The organism is Streptomyces sp. NPDC002817 (genome assembly GCF_053592055.1).
Map to the genome: position 1 here is coordinate 1 of NZ_JBSFUY010000054.1, position 20,877 is coordinate 20,877.

The 20,877-nt window shown below is 67.7% G+C and carries 21 protein-coding genes; 11 read left to right on the forward strand and 10 right to left on the reverse strand.

Annotated elements, in window-relative coordinates; all coding sequences use genetic code 11:
• Together ACWD3I_RS46295 and ACWD3I_RS46300 are read right to left on the reverse strand one after the other, a co-directional pair.
• Nucleotides 1–497, reverse strand: a 497-nt coding sequence (locus ACWD3I_RS46295; protein WP_451084402.1) for a carboxyl transferase domain-containing protein, incomplete at its 3' end; no start/stop codon positions are given.
• 123 nt (nt 498–620) lie between these two features.
• Complete coding sequence (locus ACWD3I_RS46300) at nt 621–809, reverse strand: acyl-CoA carboxylase subunit epsilon (RefSeq protein WP_365405403.1); 189 nt, start codon at nt 807–809, stop codon at nt 621–623.
• A 302-nt stretch (nt 810–1,111) separates the two neighbouring features.
• On the opposite strand from ACWD3I_RS46300, the gene ACWD3I_RS46305 reads away from it, so the two are divergent.
• Nucleotides 1,112–2,101, forward strand: coding sequence for a ScbA/BarX family gamma-butyrolactone biosynthesis protein (locus tag ACWD3I_RS46305; RefSeq protein WP_365405400.1), 990 nt, complete (start codon nt 1,112–1,114; stop codon nt 2,099–2,101).
• Between the two features lie 127 nt (nt 2,102–2,228).
• Here the strand turns inward: ACWD3I_RS46305 and ACWD3I_RS46310 are convergent, their stop codons facing one another.
• Nucleotides 2,229–2,909, reverse strand: a complete 681-nt coding sequence (locus ACWD3I_RS46310) for a ScbR family autoregulator-binding transcription factor (RefSeq protein WP_365405397.1) — start codon at nt 2,907–2,909, stop codon at nt 2,229–2,231.
• 162 nt (nt 2,910–3,071) lie between these two features.
• Between ACWD3I_RS46310 and ACWD3I_RS46315 the strand changes: the two genes are divergently transcribed.
• Nucleotides 3,072–4,010: an NAD-dependent epimerase/dehydratase family protein gene (locus ACWD3I_RS46315; protein WP_365405394.1), complete on the forward strand. Its 939-nt coding sequence runs from the start codon at nt 3,072–3,074 to the stop codon at nt 4,008–4,010.
• Here the strand turns inward: ACWD3I_RS46315 and ACWD3I_RS46320 are convergent.
• Entirely contained in the window at nt 3,991–5,268 is a 1,278-nt protein-coding gene (locus ACWD3I_RS46320) for a cytochrome P450 family protein (RefSeq protein ID WP_365405391.1), read from the reverse strand. The genes ACWD3I_RS46315 and ACWD3I_RS46320 overlap by 20 nt on opposite strands.
• 376 nt (nt 5,269–5,644) lie before the next feature.
• Between ACWD3I_RS46320 and ACWD3I_RS46325 the strand changes: the two genes are divergently transcribed.
• Nucleotides 5,645–6,550: a ScbA/BarX family gamma-butyrolactone biosynthesis protein gene (locus tag ACWD3I_RS46325; protein WP_365405388.1), complete on the forward strand. Its 906-nt coding sequence runs from the start codon at nt 5,645–5,647 to the stop codon at nt 6,548–6,550.
• A 95-nt stretch (nt 6,551–6,645) separates the two neighbouring features.
• Here ACWD3I_RS46325 and ACWD3I_RS46330 read toward each other — a convergent pair whose 3' ends face one another.
• Genes ACWD3I_RS46330 through ACWD3I_RS46340 form a run of 3 tightly spaced genes read right to left on the reverse strand, consistent with a single transcriptional unit; the run spans nt 6,646 to nt 9,565 of the window.
• Nucleotides 6,646–7,035, reverse strand: coding sequence for a DUF6009 family protein (locus ACWD3I_RS46330; protein ID WP_365405385.1), 390 nt, complete (start codon nt 7,033–7,035; stop codon nt 6,646–6,648).
• Complete coding sequence (locus ACWD3I_RS46335; RefSeq protein ID WP_365405383.1) at nt 7,032–8,534, reverse strand: DNA primase family protein; 1,503 nt, start codon at nt 8,532–8,534, stop codon at nt 7,032–7,034. Before ACWD3I_RS46335 ends, ACWD3I_RS46330 begins: the two co-directional genes overlap by 4 nt.
• Nucleotides 8,531–9,565 (reverse strand): bifunctional DNA primase/polymerase, encoded by a 1,035-nt coding sequence (locus ACWD3I_RS46340; RefSeq protein ID WP_365405380.1) that lies wholly within the window; start codon nt 9,563–9,565, stop codon nt 8,531–8,533. The genes ACWD3I_RS46335 and ACWD3I_RS46340 overlap by 4 nt, the downstream gene beginning before the upstream one ends.
• 760 nt (nt 9,566–10,325) lie before the next feature.
• Here ACWD3I_RS46340 and ACWD3I_RS46345 point away from each other — a divergent pair.
• On the forward strand, nt 10,326–10,898 hold the full coding sequence (locus ACWD3I_RS46345; protein WP_365405377.1) for a transcriptional regulator: 573 nt from the start codon (nt 10,326–10,328) through the stop codon (nt 10,896–10,898).
• Between the two features lie 92 nt (nt 10,899–10,990).
• Here ACWD3I_RS46345 and ACWD3I_RS46350 read toward each other — a convergent pair whose 3' ends face one another.
• Complete coding sequence (locus ACWD3I_RS46350) at nt 10,991–12,079, reverse strand: ParB/RepB/Spo0J family partition protein (RefSeq protein ID WP_365405374.1); 1,089 nt, start codon at nt 12,077–12,079, stop codon at nt 10,991–10,993.
• Complete coding sequence (locus ACWD3I_RS46355; RefSeq protein WP_365405371.1) at nt 12,076–13,311, reverse strand: ParA family protein; 1,236 nt, start codon at nt 13,309–13,311, stop codon at nt 12,076–12,078. Before ACWD3I_RS46355 ends, ACWD3I_RS46350 begins: the two co-directional genes overlap by 4 nt.
• 693 nt (nt 13,312–14,004) lie before the next feature.
• Between ACWD3I_RS46355 and ACWD3I_RS46360 the strand changes: the two genes are divergently transcribed.
• The 6 genes from ACWD3I_RS46360 to ACWD3I_RS46385 all read left to right on the forward strand — a co-directional run bounded on the left by ACWD3I_RS46360 (nt 14,005) and on the right by ACWD3I_RS46385 (nt 18,731).
• Nucleotides 14,005–15,081 (forward strand): bifunctional DNA primase/polymerase, encoded by a 1,077-nt coding sequence (locus tag ACWD3I_RS46360; protein ID WP_451084403.1) that lies wholly within the window; start codon nt 14,005–14,007, stop codon nt 15,079–15,081.
• Complete coding sequence (locus tag ACWD3I_RS46365) at nt 15,078–16,613, forward strand: DNA primase family protein (protein WP_365405368.1); 1,536 nt, start codon at nt 15,078–15,080, stop codon at nt 16,611–16,613. The genes ACWD3I_RS46360 and ACWD3I_RS46365 overlap by 4 nt, the downstream gene beginning before the upstream one ends.
• A 160-nt stretch (nt 16,614–16,773) precedes the next feature.
• On the forward strand, nt 16,774–17,157 hold the full coding sequence (locus tag ACWD3I_RS46370; RefSeq protein WP_365405365.1) for a DUF6009 family protein: 384 nt from the start codon (nt 16,774–16,776) through the stop codon (nt 17,155–17,157).
• Nucleotides 17,158–17,432: 275 nt separating this feature from the next.
• A complete protein-coding gene (locus ACWD3I_RS46375) occupies nt 17,433–17,672 on the forward strand; it encodes a hypothetical protein (protein ID WP_365405362.1) in 240 nt (79 codons plus the stop codon).
• On the forward strand, nt 17,672–18,049 hold the full coding sequence (locus ACWD3I_RS46380) for a fic family toxin-antitoxin system, toxin component (protein WP_365405359.1): 378 nt from the start codon (nt 17,672–17,674) through the stop codon (nt 18,047–18,049). Before ACWD3I_RS46375 ends, ACWD3I_RS46380 begins: the two co-directional genes overlap by 1 nt.
• Before the next feature lie 103 nt (nt 18,050–18,152).
• Nucleotides 18,153–18,731, forward strand: a complete 579-nt coding sequence (locus tag ACWD3I_RS46385; RefSeq protein ID WP_365405356.1) for a TetR/AcrR family transcriptional regulator — start codon at nt 18,153–18,155, stop codon at nt 18,729–18,731.
• Nucleotides 18,732–18,804: 73 nt separating this feature from the next.
• Here ACWD3I_RS46385 and ACWD3I_RS46390 read toward each other — a convergent pair whose 3' ends face one another.
• Entirely contained in the window at nt 18,805–19,401 is a 597-nt protein-coding gene (locus tag ACWD3I_RS46390; RefSeq protein ID WP_365405353.1) for a TetR/AcrR family transcriptional regulator, read from the reverse strand.
• Nucleotides 19,402–19,571: 170 nt separating this feature from the next.
• On the opposite strand from ACWD3I_RS46390, the gene ACWD3I_RS46395 reads away from it, so the two are divergent.
• Nucleotides 19,572–20,504 (forward strand): alpha/beta hydrolase family protein, encoded by a 933-nt coding sequence (locus tag ACWD3I_RS46395; protein WP_365405350.1) that lies wholly within the window; start codon nt 19,572–19,574, stop codon nt 20,502–20,504.
• The last annotated feature ends 373 nt before the right edge of the window (nt 20,505–20,877 follow it).

A 20,877-nucleotide genomic window follows, 5' to 3' on the forward strand; every position in this document is an offset into this window, starting at 1 on the left:
GTGTTGCGCTGGAAGATGCCGCCGTACCCGGCCAGCGCCGAAACGCCCTCCTGGATACGGGCGCCCGCGCCGTCGTTCAGCGACACCAGCGGAGCCCCAGTAGCAATGGCCATGTCCATGATCTTGTGGATCTTGGTGGCGTGGGCCTCGCCCAGCGCGCCGCCGAAGATCCGGAAGTCGTGCGCGTACACGAAAACGGTACGTCCCTCGACCGTGCCCCAGCCGGTGACCACACCATCCGTGTACGGCTTCTTCACTTCCAGTCCGAAACCGCTTGCCCGGTGCCGGCGCAGCTGCTCGACCTCCTGGAACGAGCCCGGGTCCAGCAGCAGTTCGATGCGCTCCCGGGCGGTCAGCTTGCCCTTGGCATGCTGCGCCTCGGTCGCCTGCTGACTGGAGCCGGCCAGCGCCTGTTCGCGGATGCTGTCCAGTTCCGCCACGCGCCCGCGCATATCGGAGGGCCCCGTGTTCGTCGAAGCCCGGCTCGTCATAGCCATGTCAGGCGCCTTCCTGGGACAAGGCCGCGGAGGTCCCGCCCCGGGTCCGTGAAGCCATCATAACAAACCGCTTGTGCGGTTTACGGTTAAAGAGTGAAGGAAATCGAGAGATGCGTCTTGCCATCAACGCCAGCCCTCGGGCGCCGCGTAGTCATCCGGGGCCCGCCACCAGCCGATCTCAGCCGCCGACGGCTCCCCGGGCGCCTCCTCCGCGCCCGCCCGCAGACCGACCAGTACCGCGATCACGGCTGCCAGTTCGACCTCGTCGGGCCGGCCTCGCTCCACCTTGATCAGGGGTTCATCCCTGCGCATGCGACCGCTCCCCCTTCGCCTAGGGCCTGGAGACACGATCAGGCAGGTCACTCAAGAACTGCTTTGAGTTCACTGGAGACACCGACTTCCCGCCCTCGATGCGCATCCGCGCAGGAATACGCACGGAGTCCGGGCCACCCCGGAACAACGAGGTGATCATTCCGACGTTCAGGAACAAGCTGTTCCGTTTATTGCGGGCAGACTGCGCCATTCCTTCTAGAAATTAAACCGGATGGTATGTATCTTCTCTGTCCTGAGGGTTCGACGACTCAGATTCAAGCCACGCGGCCCAGGGGGGAACCATGTCTGCGAGCACGTTCCGCATGAACCGCGCGACATCCGGCACAGTGGGCATCACGAACGACACGACGGCGCGTCCCGAGCCCGGGACCCTGCTCGTCCGGTCTCTGACCACCACCGTTCCGAAGGAACTCGTGCATCGCGCAAGCGTCGCCGAGGTCATGCTCACGGACTGGGAGTCCGTGGACGACCATCACTTCGCCGTCGCGGCCCAGTGGCCCCGCGGGCACAACTTCTTCGCCACGGACGGTCGCTACAACCCGCTCATCGCAGCCGAAACGATCCGTCAGGCCGGGATCCTGCTGGCCCACGCCGAGTACGGAGTTCCGCTCGACCAGCAACCGCTGGTGAGGGACATCAGCGTGAGCGTCCGTCCCGAACACTTCGGCATCGGCTGGACACCCGCCACCCTCGAACTCCGCGTCACCGTCCAGGAAGCCGAATGGCACGACGGCGACCTGACAGGGTTCCGCGTCGACGTGGAGATACACCGTGACGGTCACCTCGCGGCGACGGGCGGCGGCGCACTCACCTGCGCGCCCCCGCTGATGAGCCGACGGCCGGGCCCCCGCCTCTCGCCCGAGGAAGGCCGGCCCCAGGTCATCGCACTGACGGCCCCGCTGCCCCCACAGGCGGTCGGGCGCACCTCGCCCATGGACGTGGTCCTGTCCCCCATCGGCGAACCCCACCGGTGGCAGCTGCGGGTGGACACCGGGCACCCCGTGTTCTTCGACCACCAGGTCGACCATGTACCGGACATGATGCTGCTCGAAGCCGCCTGCCAGGCGACGACCACAACGCTGGAACGTTCCTGCATGCCGCTGGACATCACGAGCGAGTTCAGGCGCGACATCGCACTCACCAGTCCCTGCGTGATCGAGGCATGCCGCATCCCAGGGACCGGCATGGATGCGGTGGAGTCAGTACTTGTCACGGGACATCAGAACGGAAAGCTCATGTTCCGCTCCACGGTGACCGTAGCCACCGACTGAGCGGAACAGCCAGGCGGCTGTCCGGCGCGGCCGGGGGGCGATCCGCCCCGCGCGCGTTGCCAGGGCTCCGTCACCGCGATCCGGTGACGGAGCCCTGAGCACAACACGGACGAAGCGGCTCACCATGTCAGCTCGCCGCCGCCACCGCTTCCTCGTCCAGCGCCTCCTGTGCCCGTGCGTCGCTCCTGATGCCGAGCTCCATCGCGCGGGCGGTGGAGATCTCCAGACGCGCGAGAACGGCCGGAACCGCGAGACCGGGCAGCAGGTGCTCGAAGAGCGACACCACCCGTGCCTCGAGATCCTCCCGCTGCGCCAGGATCTGCGAATAGACCTGCACACCGGTCCAGGCGGCCGAGAACAGCCAGGCGGTCTCGGCCGGCTCGATGTGCGGAAGGAGCTCACCCTGCGCCTTGGCTTCGGTCAGCATGTGCTCACAGGCGTCGACCCACTGAGTGATGGCCGTGGTGCCGAACTGAGCCCGTACGTCCTGCTCCAGGCTCAGCCTCGCCACCGCGCTCACCAGCGGATCCCGCCGCATGCGGTAGGCCACCGTGAGCCCCGTGTCCACGAACACCTGCAACTTGCAGGTGCTGGGCTCCACCGAGAGCGAGTTGAACTGCTGGCTGAGCACGCCCTCCGCCAAGGCAGCCTTGGACGGGAAGTGGAAATAGAGCGCGCCCTTGGTCACGCCCGCTCTGGCGAGGATCTCACCGATGGTGGCTCGCTCATATCCGTACTCGTCGAAAACGGAAGCTGCTGCCGTCACGATCGCCAGTCTTGTGCGGATCGCGCGCTCCTGCCGAGCCATGAAGGCCCTCCCTGGTTGGTACGGGGTACGGCACTAGGTCAGTTATCCGCTCCCTAACAGAACAAAACCAGGGAGTCCGTATTTTCACAAGCCGTCATCCTCCGTACTTTGCGCATTTTCGTTGTTTCTTCACCTTTTCCGTCGCCTCCAGGAGCCCCTCCTATGCTAAAGAACGTGCTGGTCACCGGTGCAAGCGGCTTCATCGGCCGCCATGTGGTCCGCGTTGCCCTTACAAAACCGGCCGTGCGGGTTCGGCTGATACACCGCGGCCCTGAGGCTCCGGTCGGCGAGATGATCGAGGCCGTACGCGCCGATCTCATGGACCCCGCATCATTGCGGGGCCTGTGTGAGGGCATCGACGCTGTCGTGCACTGCGCGTCGGCCGTGGGCGGAGACGAGCAGAGCCTGCGCACGGTCAACGAGCTCGGCACCCGGGCGCTGGTCGACGAGGCGCTGCGTCAGGGGGTGCGCCGCATCGTGTACATGAGCACCGCCGCAGTGTACGGACGCGGTCCCTTCCACAACGCCGAGCCCGCCGACCTGGCACAGGCCCCCGCGTCCGTGACCAGCCGCACCCGTGCCGCCGCCGAACGGCATGTGCTGGCCGCCGGCGGCACGGTGCTGCGCCCGCACCTCGTCTACGGCACGGGCGACCGATGGGTGGTCCCCGCACTGGCAGGGCTCATACGGTTCCTGGGCGCGGGAGTGGAGTGCGCGTCGGTGCACTCCGCCGTCGACGTAGGCGCACTGGCCGAGGTCGCTGTCACCGCCGCCCTGCAGGAGCACGATCTGCCCGCGGTCTTCCACGTCAACCACCCCCGTCCGGTGTCCGTTGCGGCCCTGATCGACCTGGTGAGCAGGCAACTGGAACTACCGGAGGGCGAGTTGCTGTCGCTGAGGCGAGCCAGGGAACTGGCCGAAGGCTCTCCCCCGGCCCTGCATCACCTCGAGATGCTCGGCACGAACCACTGGTTCAGCAGCGAGCCGGTCTGGCAGGAGCTGGGCTGCGCTCCGGGCCCACCCCCTCTCGACGGCCTCGCCGCCCACGTGGCGTGGTACGGCCCGCTCCTGCGCCCGGCCGCTAGTGCACAAGCGCGGTGACCTCCGGTCGCTCCCCTGCCGCGCCCGACGGTCCGAGCAGGACGGGCAGTTCACGGTGTCCGTTGGAGATGAACGACTCCAACGGGCGCAGGCTCTGCGTCGGCACGGCCAGTTTCATCGCAGGGAACCGTGTGAACAGTCCGCCGAGAGCGAGCGTCGCCTCCAAGCGCGCCAGCGGGGCGCCGACACAGAAGTGCGGACCATGGCCGAAGGAAAGGTGGTTACGGCGGCTGTCGCGGGTGACGTCGAACAGGTCAGCCTGCTCACCGTGCACGGAAGGGTCGCGTCCCGCGGCGGCGTAGGAGATGACCAGGGGGTCGCCCCTGGGGATCACCACCCCGCCGGCCTCCACGTCCTCCACCGCGTAGCGCAGGATCCCGTTCGCGCCGGGGGCTTCCACCCGCAGGGTCTCCTCGACGGCGTCTTCCCAGCTCGCCTGGCCGGACCGGACGAGCGCGAGCTGCCCGGGATTGGCCAGCAGCAGGGTGGCCGCATTGTCGAGCAGGTTCACAGTGGTCTCGTAGCCGGCCGTGTACAGCAGGATCAGGTTGTCGACGAGTTCCTTCTCCGTCAGCCGCGTGCCGCCCTCGTCCCGTACGGCGATCAGCGCGCTGGTCAGGTCCTCGCCGGGGGTGTCGCGTTTGAGGGCGAGCAGGTCGTTCATCGTCAGATACAGATCGACGGCATTCTTCTGGGCCTGCTCCAGCGACGCAGAGGTGTCGAAGAAGCCGGCGATGATCTGGCGCAACCGCGCGCGGTGCTCCTCGGGGATGCCGAACAGTTCGGCGAGTACCTGCGTGGGCAGGGGGTGGGCGAACTCCTGCCGCAGGTCCACGGGTTGGTCCGGGGGCAGCTGGGCGAGCCGGTCGAGGAGATCCTGCGTGATCTGTTCGATGCGCGGTCGCAACTGGGTGACCCGACGTGCGGTGAATGCGGCAGCGACGAGCTTGCGCAGCCGTTTGTGGTCGTCCCCGTACGCGGTGACCATGTTCTGCACCGACACCCAGATCGCCAACGGCCACGTCTGCGCGATCTCACCGTCGATCCACGCGGGCCAGTGCCGGTAGGCATCCTTGGAGATCCTGGGGTCGGTCAGCAGAGCCCTGATCTCCTGATGACCGGTCACCACCCATGCGTCGACGCCGCCCGGCAGCGCCGCCCGGGCAACAGGGCCTTGTTCTCGCAGCTGGGCGGCCTCACCTTGAATGTCCCGTCCCGACGGGTCGAAGGCGTACGGGCACTGCTGCTGACGAGGCATTGCATCTCCGCTCGGTGAGGCGGGCTCCCGGAAGACCGAACCCGCTCAGTCAACAAAACCGTATGTGCGGTATGTTCAAGGCAGAGCACCGCTCCCGACGCAGGGGCGCATCAGGGGTCAACCCTCCTTAACGGAAGGCTTACCACCGCTTATGTCGGGACCAGGGCGCGCTGGCTCTCCCCACAGGATGCCAAATAGGGCTTGAAAATAAAACCGGTTAGTCCGTATCTTATTTCTCGTGAGCCACCCCTTCCCGATCTGCTCGACTTCTGTGGAGAGGCGGAGAGCGCGCGTGACTGCTCTGACGACCCGTACAACAGCCCTTGTCACCCCACGTCTGGGGCCGCGAGCACAGCCGACGACAGACCTGCAGGCCATGCCGCGACTGACCACCACAGTCCCCCGCGAGTACGTGCACCGGGCATGCCACGCGGAGGTCTTCCTCACCGGCTGCGAGAAGCTCGACGACGCCCGGTTCGCCCTCACGGGCGAGTGGCCCCGTATGCACTCCTTCTTCACCAGCGCGGACGGCACACGTCACGAAGCTCTGCAAGCAGCTGAGACGATTCGCCAGACGGGGCTCTTCCTCGCGCACGCCGAGTTCGACGTACCCCTGGGCCACCAGTTCCTGCTCTCGACGCAGTGGCTGACCACGTTCACCGAGAACATGGTGATCGGACGGGGACCCAGCGAGCTGTCCCTGACAGCGACCTGCACCGATGTGGTCCGCAGAGGCCGCCGGCTCGCGAAGTTCCAGATGGACATCACGATCGAGCGCGACGGCCGGACCTGCGCCGTCGGCGGCGGCCAGTTCTCCTGCATCTCCGAGGGAACGTACCGCCGGCTGCGGGGTACCGCGACAACGGCCAGGCTGCACGCCCGCGTACAGCCCCGGCACACGCTCCCCGCCGCCGCCGTCGGCAAGTCCCTGCCGACCGATGTGGTGCTTGCCGCCACCGACCGGGCCGACCGCTGGCTCCTCGACCCCGACCCGAGGCACGCGATCCTCTTCGAGCACGCCGGCGACCACTACCCCGGCATGGTCCTCCAGGAAGCAGCCTTGCAAGCCGCCACCGCGTTCGGCGGCCCCAAGGGATTCACGCCGTCGTCGGTGCTTTCGGAATTCCAGCGCTACGCGGAGTTCACCTCACCGGTCTGGATCGAGGCGACGCCCCTGTCCGCGGACTCCACCGGCGCACCGCGCGTACAGATCACCGGTGTGCAGGAGGCGGACACCATCTTCACCACGATCGTCTCCGGCACGCCGAGCACCGCGAACTGAGGCTGTACCGACCAGGCCACACGAGCATGGTCCAGGGGCTGTCACCGTGCCCACGGGGTTGGCATGGTGACAGCCCTTTGGCAGCTGCCCGCACGCTAGGGCAGCAACTGCGCCGTCTCCGACGACAGCGGCCCGCCCTCCGAACGCTCGGTCTTTCGCCCCTTGCCGCCTGGCGCCAGCGTGCGCGGATCGACCGCCTCGGCGGGTGCGCCCGTCGCGTACAGGCCCTCGGGCTCGGTGTCGCGGTCGTGCGGGAGCAGCCAGAACACCCGGCGGCGGAACGTACCCGAGGAACGGGACGGCTTGGCCCCGGAACCCAGCAGCGCATAGCCGACCATGCGTCCGTCGCGGTGGTAGGGGGGCTTGCCACGGCGCGTCGGCAGCCGGTCCAGGCTCTGGCGTACGTAGTCGAGCGTGTCGATGTCCTCGAGCCAGACGAAGTCGTCCTCATGAACGAGCTCGTCCTCGGCAATGAGGGCGCTCATGCTCTCTCCTCGTCGGCGACCAGTCCGATGCCCGGGTAGTACTTGCGCTGGTTGGACAGGATCATCGCCTTGGGCGAGGCCAGTCCGACCACCTCTCGGACCCGTGCCGCGAAGGCCCGGGACGAGATCGCCGGAGCCCCCTCATTCTGACACCACGCCTTATAAACCGCGTAGAGCTGTGCCTGCTCCGCTCTCAGCGCCGGCGCGAGACTGCAGGACTCGGAGAGAAAACGCCCGGTGTGGTCCTCGGTCTCCGCGTACGCGGTGGTGGCGATCCGAACGCGTTCGGGTCCGCTGAGGTCCTTCTCTCCGCCCAGGTAGCGACGGGCGCCCAGGATCAGCCAGTTGAGGATTCCGGGGCCCTCCTCGGTGACAAGGATGTCGGCCAGATTGTCGATCTTGCGTTCGTCGGGGACGACCCGCTCGAACGGGATCAGCCTCATACGCCGCCAGAACGCGAAGCCGCCGGTTCCGACTTCGGGCCGGTGGTTGCCCAGCAGCCAGAGCTTGTGGGTGGGTTCGAAACTGAAGAAGTCCTGACGCATACGGCGCGCCTTGATCCGGTCGCCACCCGTCAGCAGCTTCACCCGGGCCTCGTCGAAACGGTCCCCCGGCTTGACCTCGCTGCACACGATGACCCGCCGACCGTGCAGCTCGGCCAGGTCGGTGGGGTGCCCCTCGTAGGGCCGGGCCATCAGGAACCCGGGCGGCGCCGCGTCGGCGTAGTCCCCCACCAGTTTCATCAGGACGTCCAGCAGCACCGACTTGCCGTTCTTGCCGGATCCGAACAGGAACGGCATGACCTGCGCGCCGACGTCCCCGGTGATGGAGTACCCCAGCAGCAGGTGCAGGAAGTCGATCATCTCGGCGCCCTCGGGCCCCTCGCCGAAGGTGTCGGTCAGGAACCGGTCCCAGCGTGGGGTGGGCATCGGCTGCGGGGCCGCGGTGGTGGAGCGGGAGTGGAAGTCCTTGTCGGGGTCGGGGGTACGGATCAGTCCGGTGCGCAGGTCGACGATGCCGGCCGGGGTGCACAGCGCGTACGGGTCGGCGTCCAGGCGGGCCGCGTTGAGGACCATGCCGGGTGCGGACCTGGCCTGCGCGAGCATGGCGTTCATGCCGCTGGTGCTGAGCGCCCGACGGCGGTGCTGCTGCAGTGCTACGGAGGTGAAGACGCCGCGCGGGTCGTTGCTCGCCAGGGATTCGGCGAGGTCCCCGGCGGCCCACATCACGGTGTCGTCCTCGTCGATCTGCCAACGGGTGCTGTCCCAGCGGAACCAGCCGAGGCCGGGCACGTGCCGGTAGTCGTTGGCGTAGAGCTTGACGAACAGCTTGGCGTTGCCTCGGTCGCTGAGGGTGTCGGGGAGCAGCCCGTCGGCCGTGGCCTCTCCCTGCACCGGCACATCCTCGTCGGGGCGGCGCGCATGTGGCACCTGCTGGGCGAGAATCTGAGCGGCGACGGCCTGGGCGTCGAAGAGGGTGTCGTCCTGGCGGGACGTCATATGCGTCCTCCCGGGGACAGCGGGCGCGTACGGCCGGCGGTCAGACCGCTGCGGATGATGGCCGCGTAGCGGCGCTCCTGTCCGGGCCGGGCATGTTCGGCCGCCTCGCTCAGAACCCGCTCGGCCTCCGTCGCCTCCAGCTGCCCACCGGCCACAAGTCCTCCTGCGGTGTACGCGGCACGGTTCAACTTCTCGGAGAACGCGGCTCCTTCGGCTACGGCGGCACAGGCGGCCACCTCTTCGAGCAGTACGCCCAGGACACGGCTCACGGCTCCGCTGCCGCCCCCCGCGGCCAGGACGGCCTGCCGGGCCCGCGGGGGAACCGGCCTCGGCGCGGGCACGTACGCGGGCGGCAGGTGTCCGGTGCGCTCCAGCTCGCGGGCCAGCCAGTCGGGCAGCGGTGCGGGCTCCCGGACGTCGTCCACGGGTTCGTAGGCACCGGCGTCGGTCACGGTGCCGGGGGCGACGATGTACCCGCCGTGCGCCCGTACGTCGACCTGCCAGGCGAGCGCGCGGCCGCCGGACCCTGTCGAGCACTGCCAGCGGTGCCCACCGTGCGCCCGGTACCAGACGTGCAGGCCGCCCGAGGGGGTTCTCACTCGCAGGGTCGTCTTGTCGTCGGCAGGGCTCTCGAAGCCGCGCAGGGCGGCCAGCAGACCGATCGTGTGGAAGCCGTTGGCGAGCCCGGTCAGATCGATCCCCTCGGAGATGCCGATGCCGGGTAACAGCCGGTCCCGCCCGGGAAGTTCGCGCTCGTGGGCATCAATGTCGACGACCAGAAGATTGGCGGGTCCGCAGGCGATCCCGACACCGAAGCCCGAATGGGCCCCCCACCACTGCTCGATGCGGGCGAAGTCGAGCGTGGCGGCGTGGAACCCGTGACACCAGCGGCCGGCGGCCGGACAGCCGCAGCCCTTGTGATGGTGCCCGGGCAGACGGCAGCTCTCGCAGTTGCCCGCAGGCGTTTTGCGTCCTGGTGCCAGCGGATGGACGGGCCAGCCCCGGCTGGCACACCACCGCGCTGTCGCCAACGGGCCTGCCACCGGAGCGGACGGCCGTGAGTAGCTACGTGAGTTGTGCAGCTCAGAGGCCATTCGCACCCCCCACCAGCGACCGAAGCGACTGAGCGACCGGCACAGCATAGCTAAGGAGGTGGGGCCGGAACGTCCCCTGGGAAAACAGATATTCGAGTCAGTTCAGTGGCCAGCGACTCGGATGGTTTCGGTAGCTGCCCGATCATCTCGACGAAGTAGCAGGTCAGAGAAGTGGAAGCGATCAAACAGCGACTGAAGCGACTCAAGGTCCCTATATATGACGCGCACACGCACGCACACGCACACACGCGAATGTCTCCATATACCCCGGGCTTGAGTCGCTTCAGTCGCTGTCCAGCAGCAGAGACCCCCACTGACCTGGGGGTCTTCAGGAGCGACCGAGAGCTACCGAGAGGGGCTTCGGTAGCTGCGCCTCAGTCGCTCCTCCTCGTAGGCCCTATTCGGCCACAGCGACTCAGGCCCTCTCCCCTCCCCCATCCGAGCCCCAGAGCGACTCAAGCGACTGTGAAGCGAGAACGCCCTACCGGACCCACGGCGTATGAACCGGGCTCCCCACGACCGAGTCGCTTCAGTCGCTATTACGACGTAATAGCCGCGACCCCTCTCCCCTCCCCCACCGCCGGGGTTGAGGAACTTCTCCCCTGGCCTGCCCCATACTGATCTCGCGTAGTGACATCGCGCCCGACCCCTGTTCAGGCAGCGGGCCATGAGAACCCAAGCCGAGGGAGGAGACGGGATGCCGGATCGCATCCATGAGTTCGGCAAGTACGGCGCCCGAGGCGTCAAGGGATACGAAGCAGTCGCCCACCGACTCGATGCCCTCGCCGGCTACATCGCCACCCCGGTCACCGCCCGGCGCGGTCTGCTGGCCCGCCTGCACTACCTCACCCGCAGCGATCACGCCCTGGCAGCCGCGCGTTCCGCAGGCCTGACGGTCACCGAGCGCACCCTCAGGGCGTGGCTGGACGGCAGACGCAGTCCGTCGAAGAAGAATCTCGAACGCATCGAGACGGCGTATCGCACCGTTCGCCGCCACAACGTGGCCCGCTATCTCGTGGCCCGCCTCAACCGTGAAGGCCGCGGCACCCGCGTCGAGATCCACCCGCTCAACCAGTCCCAGGTCTCTCGCCCGCGTCAGCGCGTGGTGGAGTTCCGAACCCTCAACATCCGTCACTGGGACCGCATCGTCGAAGCCTGGGCCGGCGACAACATCCAGGCCCTCGACGACGCCTGGATCGACCAGATCGTCGACCTCGGCTCCCAGTGGGGCCAGTACGAGTACGTCACCAACGTGGGCTTCGCCGCCTGAGCTATTACGCCGTAATAGCTCGGCCCCCTATTACGCCGTAATAGCTCGGCCCCCTATTACGCCGTAATAGGGGGCCGAGCTATCGGGACCGCTCAGACAGCCTGGTCGCTCTCCACGAGGCCGGCTCGATGCTCCTGATGCTCGTTGAGGATCCGAAGCATCTTGTCGAACTCGGTGTCGCTCATCTTCCGGATGAGGTGCATCGCGAGGAAGGCACCATCGTCGTAGGGAAGCTTCGGCGGCGTCCGCAGATCGGCCTCAGCCGCCTCGACTACTGAGACTTCTTCTGCTGGGACTTCTTCCGCCGCCTTGTTCACCGAGGCGTTGCCGCGAGGCTCCGGGACTGTCTCCGCACGCTGCACCGGTGCTTCGACAACCGCCGTCTTCTCCTGGCGGGCACCATCCTCTATTACGCCGTAATAGCCCTCGGCCCCATGGTCCGGCTTCTGTGCCCGGCGCTCTTGCTTCAGGACCTCCTTGCGCACCCGCTCGGCCTTCAGCTCTTCCAGTACTTCTTCCTGCTGCTCGGCCGGCTTGTTGCCGACAGCCCGCAGTAGATCGATGGGCTCCTGGCCGACCCGCTGCTGGAGTTCGGGCGTCAGGTTGAGCAGAGCAAGCCTCTGCGACACCCATCCCTGCGACCGGTGCAGCCGCTTCGCCAGAGCGGTCTGGCTCCCGTGGATCACGAGCAGCCGTTGCAGCGCGCGGGCCTCGTCGAGCTCCTCGAGGTCCTGCCGGTGGATGTTGGCGACCAGCGCCGACTCCAGGAGCTCTTCGGAGGTGGCGCCCTGCTCGTCACTGACCATCACCTTGACGGAGGCCAGGCCCGCCTCACGGGCGGCCGCGAGACGACTGCTGCCGTCGATGACGACATAGGTCGTCTCCGGCTCCAGATCGGCCTCGTGCGCAGGGTTGGCCTTCACATAGGCGTCGCGGTTCATGACCGTGATCGCCTGCTTTTGCCCGTGCGTCTTGAGGCTCCCTGCCAGATCGGTCAAGTCGCCGAGGCTGGAGCGTGGGTTGTCGGGGTTGAGGCTCACACGGTCGGTGGGCAGTTCCGAGGGCGGGGCGACCCCTTCGGTCGGCACCCCAGTCGCCGCCGCCACGGCCTGACGGCGCGCGCTGATGCCTCGGGTGGCCCCGCCGAAGCGGCCGGCGCCCAGCTGATCGGCCTTGCTCATGAGATCTCCCGTGCAAGGGCACGCATACCGACGGCCTGCTGGGACTTGGGGGCGTAGGACAGCAGCGGCTGCTTCACCCGCACAGCCTCCTTCTGCTCCTTGAGGTCTCCGATGAGCCCGACGACCTTCGGATCCTTTATGTCGACCCACCCTTGAAGGGAAGAGGTGGCGATGTACCCGCGTCGGGAGTCGTAGAGGTTGACGACGATCCCGAGGTAGTCGATGTCGATCTGCAGGTCGCCGCGCAGGTCGTCGATCTGGGTGGTGAGCAGCTCGTAGGCGTCGGCTGAACTGTCCTCGGCCTGGACGACGATGAGCGCCCCGGACTGGCCGGGCTTCTCGCCGTCGCGCCGCCTGCCGTAGTAGGCCGCGGCGTCCATGCTGAGCCCGAGGCTGGGCGGGCAGTCGACGAGGATGACGTCGTAGTGCGCCTCCAGCGGGGCCAGCGCCCGCTCCAGGGCTGCTTCCCGGGCCCGGACAGCCGACAGGCGTACGTCGAGGAGGAAGGCGTCGTTGCACGCGGGCAGCAGGTGCAGCCGACCGGCGAAGTGCTCGTCGTCGACGGAGACGATGAGGTCGCGCAGGTCTCCCTTGGGGTCGCCCGCCATGTGGTTGGTGAGGCTGTCGCCGTTCATCGGCAGGGGAGTGCCACCCAGTTGGTTGGTGAGGTGGCACTGCGGGTCGAAGTCGACGAGCAGGACCCGCAGCCCGAGCCCCGGCAGGTCCTCGGTGTCGAGCGGGCTGTCGAGCGCGTCGCTGGCGGCGGCGAGCTGCTTGGCGATACGGACGGGGTAGAGCCGGCTGGGATCCTCGGCAAGCGCCTCACCGGTGCCCGCCGTGATGGCTGTCTTGCCGACACCGCCCTTCTGGTTGCAGACGACGATCCGGCGGGTGATGGCCGGCCTCTCGACGTCCGGTGCGGGATGCGTGTCCAGCCACAACTGCACGGACTGGGCGAGCCCCTGGATGAGAGAGACTCGACGGTCACTCGCGATCCGCTTGAACTCGTCCCACTGACCTTCCGGCAGGAAGGTGGAGAACGAGTCGGCACCGGAGGTGTCGACCCCGGCTGTCGCCGATGCGAGGTCGCACCAGTCCTGGATGCCCTGCTCTACGGCCGCCTGGATCTCGATGCCCTTCTGGGCGGCTCTGATCTTGAGGTCCTGCCGGAGCCATCCCGGCAGCTTGGAGACGACCTTCTCGCGGTCGTTCGGGGAGGCTGGAGAAGTCATGGGGTCACCTTACTAACGCATGTGATCAAAAACGCGAACGACGCGTTAGGTAGGCCAGGTTTTATTACGACGTAATAGATCGAGGGACCGAGGCGAGGGACGGAGAGGGCCTGAGGGACTGTTGGGTCCCTGGGCTTCAGTCCCTGGTATATGTGCAGGTCAGAAGCTTCTTGGGGGCCAGATCAGGGACTGTAGGGACTCAACTTCCTAATTATGAGCTGGAGTAGAGCTTTTTTCGTACGCGCGTGCGCATCTGCCTCCATATGTCTAGTTCAGCTCATAATTAGAGAGTTGAGTCCCTACAGTCCCTGCTGGGGAAGGGGGAAACGCGCTGACCTGCGGTTTTGCGCAGGGACTGAAGGAAGGGACGGTCCCTGCAGGGACCCTGGGTTCAGTCCCTGGAGGCTCTCTTGAGGATTCAGTCCCTCCAGCCACTCTCAAGTCACCCAAAACGGCACCGACTGATGGGGGAGTGGCCCCCGGTGGGAGGCCGAAGGGACTCAAGGGACCGAGGGAACTGATAGGGCGCCACGCGGTGGGAGTTGCCTCACTCCCAGTTGACATGCCTCTACACTCTTCCCGAAACACAGTCCCTTCGGTCCCTGATAGAACATCACCCACACCTGTGGCCTGGTGTTTTCTCAGGGACTGAGCCATAGAACCGAACCACGAGACCCGACAAGGACGATCAGCGTGCCGCGCCCCGGTGACATCCGCCTGCCTGCCGCCCCGGCCAGGCCCGCGACACCGCATGCCGTCGCCCGCTGGTGCGCCGCCCAGGGCTGGCCGGTCCATCCTCTGGCTCCCGGCCGCAAGACCCCGGCCGCCAACTGCCCCGAGTGCAGGGACCGAAGCCACAACCCGAAGACATGCCCCTGCCTGCCCGCAGGACGCCCTTGCCACGGCTTCCACGCCGCCACCACCAACACGGGGTACATCGACGCCTGGTGGGGGAGCAGCCCCTCCGCAGGCGTAGGTGTCGCCTGCGGTCCGGCCGAGCTTGTTGTCCTCGACGTGGACGCGCACAGCGTCCAGGTCCCCGACCGTAGCCGCCTCCTGCCGGGCATCCCCATCCCCGATGCCGTGAACCTCACCGGCCTAGCCTCGGGCTTCGACACCCTTGCCCTTCTTGCGGCTTTCCGGGGCCAGCCCGACCCGACCCACGACGAGACGACCCTGCGCGTGCGCACCCCCTCAGGGGGCCTGCACATCTGGTACCGAAACCCGTACCCGGCAACCCGGTTGCGCTGCTCGACCGGCTCCAGCCCCAAGGTCGCGCTGGCCTGGCAGGTCGATGTGAGGGCCGAGGGCGGGTACATCATCGCCCCCACCACCCGCACTGCCCAGGGCACTTACGCGCCCGAGGGCGCCGCACGCCTGCCTGCACCACTGCCCGGCTGGCTGCACGCCGAACTCGTCCGCACCGGCCATGTCATCGCCCCCCCGGTCCCCAGACAGCCCCTCGCACGGACCCGTCGTACCCGCCGACCCGCCGCAGCCCACCGTGTCCTCACCCCGCTTGTCGACGAGATCGCCCAGTGCGCGACCGCATCCGAAGGAACCGGGTTCACGGAGAAGCTCAACCGAGCCGCCTACACCGCAGGAGGCCTTGTGGCAGCCGGCCACCTGGAGGAGACCGCAGTCCGCGACCAACTCCGCGCCACGGCCGACGAGGTCAGGCCCTGGCAGACCGCACGCAACGAAAAGATCATCGACGACGGCCTTGCCGCTGGGGCCGCCCACCCGTTCCGTCTCGAAGGACGTTCATGAGCAGCGCCGAGAGCATGCCGCGGTTCGACGCACAGGCCGCCGCTCAGCAGATGCTCGATCTCCAGGCGGCCGAGCAGCCACCCACACTGCTCCCCGCGCAAGCCTCCGGAACCCCCGGGAGCCTGCCCTTCGCGTCCCTGCAATCCGGCCTGCTGCCCCCACACCTCAGCGACCGCGGCAACGCCCGCCTCTTCGTCCAGCTCTACCGCGACCAGTTCCGCCACGTGGAAGGCCTCGGCTGGTTCTCCTGGGACGGCTACCGCTGGAAGCGCACCGGCGGTGAGAAGGCCGCTCTGTGGGCAGCGGGGGAGATGGCGGAGGACATGCCCGAGACCGACCCCCGCGGTGTCTTCAGCAACCGGGAACTGTCCTCGCACAAGAAGAAGACACTCTCCACCACCGGCATGAAGGCCCTGCTCACCCAGGCCAAGGCCTCTCCGGACCTCTCCGTCGACCCGGACACCCTCGACGGCGACCCCTACGCCCTGTGCACCCCCGGCGGCGTCGTCGATCTGCACACCGGCCACCTCCGCAAAGCGGACCCCACCCTGGACTTCCACTCCCGCGCCACCAGCGTCGCCCCACAGCCGATGGAGACCCCTCGCTGGCACCGCTTCCTCGCCGACACCTTCGGCGACGACGCGGAGGGCCAGGAGATGATCAACTTCTTCCACCTGCTGCTCGGCTACTCCATCACCGGAGACGTCGGCGCCCAGGTCCTGCCGTTCCTCCACGGAGAAGGCAAGAACGGCAAGAGCGTTCTGCTGGACACGATGATCCAGATCCTCGGTGACTACGCCGACGCCGCCCCGCCCGGCTTCCTCATGGACCGAGGAGCCTTCTCCGAGCACTCCACCGAGCTCACCGAACTCCACGGCCGCCGCCTCATCGTGTGCAGCGAGCTCAAGCCCAACGACAAGTTCGACGAAGCCCGCGTCCGCCTCCTGACCGGCGGCGACAAGATCAAAGCCCGTCGCATGCGGCAGGACTACTTCTCCTTCACTCCCACCCACCACCTCTGGCTGCTGGGAAACCACCGCCCCGAAGTCTCCACCGGCGGCTACGCCTTCTGGCGCCGCATCCGCCTGCTGCCCTTCACCCGCACGGTCCCCGCCGCCCGCCGGATCGACAACCTCGCCTTCGAACTCGTACGGGACGAGGGCCCCGGCATCCTCCACTGGCTCATCGAAGGCGCCCGCCGCTACCTCGCAACCCGAGACCCCCTCGAAGGCCCCGACAGGGTGCGCATCGCCACCACCGCCTACGCCAACACCGAAGACCACATCGGCCGCTTCCTCGACGAATGCTGCACCCGCGCCGCCGACAACGGCAGCGAACTACGTGTCGAACAGGGCCTGTTGTTCGCCGAGTACAGCTCTTGGTGCAACGCAGGCGAAGGCATCCGCCCCGCCTCGCCGCGAGCCTTCGCCACCCGAGTCCGTCAGGAAGTCGGCCTCGCCTCACCCACCGACATGATCAAGTCCAACGGCCGCAAGTACTACCCGGGCATCGCCCTCCTGGGGACCGAATGACGCACCGCACACCACCTCCGACAACCCCCCACGCTCTATGGCTCGGCCAGCGGTCGAACTACGATGTCCCCCGGGCTCCGCTAGCGGTGGCCCCCAGAACACGCACGAACCAGTCCGGCCCCCGCATTGCGCACAGGCCGGCGAGGAAAGGGCTGCGGCCATGAGCTCGCTGTTGACCGAGAGCGACCTCACCCACGAGGCGGACGTGGTGTGGCTGGAGGACCCCCACAACCTCGACTACGTCCGCCAGGCTCTGGACAAGACCAAGCGCCGCAACAACAAGCCCCCGTACGCCCGGGATGGCCGTATGGTCGGCTACGCCCTCCTCAACGACGAGGCCGAACCCGACCCCGACAGCGGCCTCTACAAGCGCCGGGTCTTCTTCCTCCTCCCACACGACCGGGACACCCTCCCCAACGGCCTCTACCGCGAGGGAGCCCCCGGCGAGGCAGTAGACCCCCGCACGATCGAACCCAAGAAGCCCGGCGCAAAAACCCCTCGCTCCCAACGCGGCCCGGCCCCCATAGCGTCGGCAACGCCGTAATCCGAGCTTGGAAAACCGTCCCAAACACCATCAAAGGCGCCCGAACTACCCACCCTCGCAAGCTATTACGCCGTAATAACCAGAAGGCGCAGCCGCAGGGAGCGCCTCCCACGAGGCGAACTCCCCTCACCCTCCTGGCTATTACGCCGTAATAGCCAGGTCCAGACCATGGACACCGCTGCTGACGCGATCGGCGACCCGTCACCCTGCCCTTGTCGCGGAAGCAGCCGTGCCGCACTCCTCCCACCAGTGGTAACAAGTGTTACCATTCTCCTATGGCAAAGACACAACTGGGTGCCCGCGTCGACGACGAGGTCGCCGAACTCGCCAAAGCCCGAGCCAAGGACCGCGGCCTGAGCATCGGCGACTACATCGCCGAACTCGTCCGCGAGGACACCGACGGTCTGCGCGCCCGCGGCCTCGATGCCGCCCGCCGCTTCCTCGACGAGCACCAGGCGATCTTCGACGAGACCGAGGACGGCGGCCACGCCGCCCCGGGGGCCCACGCCGCGTAATGAACCTGCACATCGACGTCCCCTGGATCCTGCAGGTCGCCGAGATCGCCGGCGCCCACGACCCCGCCCCCGACGACTACGGCATCCCGGTCGCCGCGGTAGCCGCCCACAAGGCCGAACTCCTGGATCAACCGGTCTACGACGGCCCCTACGCCCGCGCCGCCGCCCTCGTCCACGTCCTCGGCCGCTGCCGCTGGCTGGAGCGCTCCAACATGGCGGTCGCCGCCGCAACCGGCGTCATGTACCTCGAGGCCTCAGGCATCCCGCTCAAGCCGACGCGCAACGACGCCATCGCCCTACGAGACCTCCTCCGCGACCCCGCCTGCACCACCTCAAAGATCGCCACCCTGCTACGCACCTGGCCCACAGCCACCTGAGCGCCGACTACCAAGCGCAACATCTGTTTGCCCAAGCCCGTCAGGCAAACACAAAATGACCTCACCGAACCAGCCGGCACCCGGTATCGAGAGGCCAAGAACCATGGCGCGCGCAGGACTGACCGCACAACGCCTCACACATGCCGGCGCCGACCTCGCCGACGAGGTCGGCTTCGACCAGGTCACCGTCTCCGCACTCGCCAGACACTTCGACGTCAAGGTCGCGAGCCTGTACTCGCACGTGAAGAACTCCCACGACCTCAAGACCAGGATCGCCCTCCTCGCCCTGGAGGAACTCGCCGACCGAGGCACAACCGCCCTCGCGGGCCGAGCCGGAAAAGACGCCCTCACCGCCCTGGCCGACGTCTACCGCGACTACGCCCACGAACACCCAGGCCGCTACGCCGCGGCCCAACTACGCCTCACCCCAGAAGCAGCCGCAGCCAGCGCCGGCGCCAGACACGCCCAGATGACCCGGGCGATCCTCCGCGGCTACGACCTGACAGAACCCGACCAGACCCACGCCGTCCGCCTCCTGGGCAGCACCTTTCACGGTTACATCAGCCTGGAAATGGGCGGCGGCTTCAGCCACAGCGCCCCCGACACCCAGGAAACCTGGACCCGCATCCTGGAAGCCCTCGACACCCTCCTACGCAACTGGCCAACCACCCCCACCCCCTGACCAGCCACAGGCGTTCGCTCGGTCACGTGGAAGTGGGGGAGGAGGAGCCAGACCGCGATACCGGCCGTCGCCGTCAGGGTGTGAGGGGTTGCTGGAGCCCTCGGAGGAGAAGGGCGATCAAGCGGCGGGGGTCGTAGCGGGGGTCGTTGTCATGTCCGATGCAGAGATTGCCGATACCACGCATGAGCTCGTAAGGCTGAGTGCCAGGCCTGATGTCGCCGGCCTCGACCGCGGCGTCGAGGAGCTGAGCGCAGACAGGCAGCAGCCGATCCAGGAAGTAGGAGTGCAACGCGGCGAAACGGTCACTGTCGGACTGCAGCGCATCGGCGAGTCCGTGCTTGGTGACCAGGAAGTCCACAAAGAGGTCGATCCACTGACGCAATGCGTCGAGCGGTGAGCCGGCACTGCCCAGCAGGTTAGGCCCGGCCTCGGCGCACGCCTCGATCTGATGACGGTAGACGGCGGTGACGAGATCCGCCCGAGTCGGGAAGTGCCGATAGATCGTGGCCATACCGACCCCCGCCTGGGCCGAGATCTGCCGGATCGGCGCGTCGACACCGGAAGCGACGAACACTTCGGCAGCGGCAGCGAGCACTGTCTCCCGATTGCGCTGCGCGTCGGCCCGCTTCCCGCGGGACGGAGACTCCCCTGCAGGGCTCTCGGTGGCCATCACGTACTCCTCCCACACCGATTGACAAAACGGAGCAGCGCTCCGAATATTAAATGGAGCAGCGCTCCGATTAACCTTAACCGAAGCGGCCCGCTCCTGCCCCCTGCCCTCTTGCCACCAACTCTCAGAGGCCCAGCCACACGGCAGCCACCACCAAAAGGAACCTCACCGTGAGCACACCCACCCCTGTCCTGTCCTACAGCCCCGTAGTCCTCTCCATACCCGGACGCCCCGTAGACCTCCAGGTGCGCGTCTCCGCACCCGCAACAGGAACCAACCTCCCCGTCATCCTCCTCTCCCACGGCCACGGCCCCTCCAACAACCTCTCCTCACTCAACGGCTACGCACCGCTGGCCAACCTCTGGGCAGCACACGGATTCATCGTCATCCAGCCCACCCACCTCACCTCCAGGACACTGAGCCACCTCGTCGCCGACGCACCCGGCGCACCCGACTTCTGGCGCTCCCGAGCCGAGGACATGACCCACATCCTCGACCGGCTCGACGTGATCGAGCACACCGTGCCGCAGCTCGCCGGACGGATCGACCCCACCAAGATCGCCCTCGCAGGACACTCACTCGGCGGCTTCACCGCCGCCCTCCTACTCGGCGCCGGACTCACCGACCCCGACACCGGGAACCTGGTGCACCTCGCCGAACCCCGGATCAAGGCGGGCGTACTGCTCGCCGCGCCCGGCAGGGGCGGCGAAGCCTTCAACGGCCCCATGGCCCAACAGTGGCCGATCATCGGTGCCGTCGACTTCTCCACCATGACCACCCCCGCGCTGATCGTCGCCGGCGACAAGGACGACCCCCAGCACTTCACGGACATGGGACCGGACTGGCACACCGACCCCTACACACTCGCCCCCGCCCCCAAAACCCTGCTCACCCTCTTCGACGCGGAACACGGACTCGGCGGAATCGCCGGATACGACGCCGCCGAAACCACCGACGAGAACCCCGAGCGAGTCACCGCCCTCGCCCACCTCACCGCGTCCTACCTCCACACCCAGCTCCACCCCGGCGCCCCCACCTGGCAAACGGCCCGCGAGGCACTGCTAACCGGCCGCAACCCGATAGGACAAGCCGAATCCAAGTAGGCCCTCCGCTACCGCACCAACCACTTGAACCCCGACCATGCCCGTGTCCGGTACCTCGTCACCGCCCTGCGCACCGATGCAGGTCTGTCCCAGCGTCGGCGATCAGTTGATCGGTCTGCCGGGCGGTGAGCGCTGTGGTGGTGTGGGGCATGGCCGCAGGATGGGTGGCTTGAGAGGGCATGGGTTGGGTCGGCCCCCGGTGGCCTGACGCACCGGGGGCCGACTTCCCCGGCGGTCACCCACCGCCGGGGGCGGCTGTCTGCGCTGAGCGGTCGCAGACAGCTGGTCTAGCTGGGGGCAGTGCCCCGCCCGGGTTGAGGAGGGGAGTCCGGGCGGGGCACACCGCACGGTCCGCGACGGGGGGCGCGGGCCT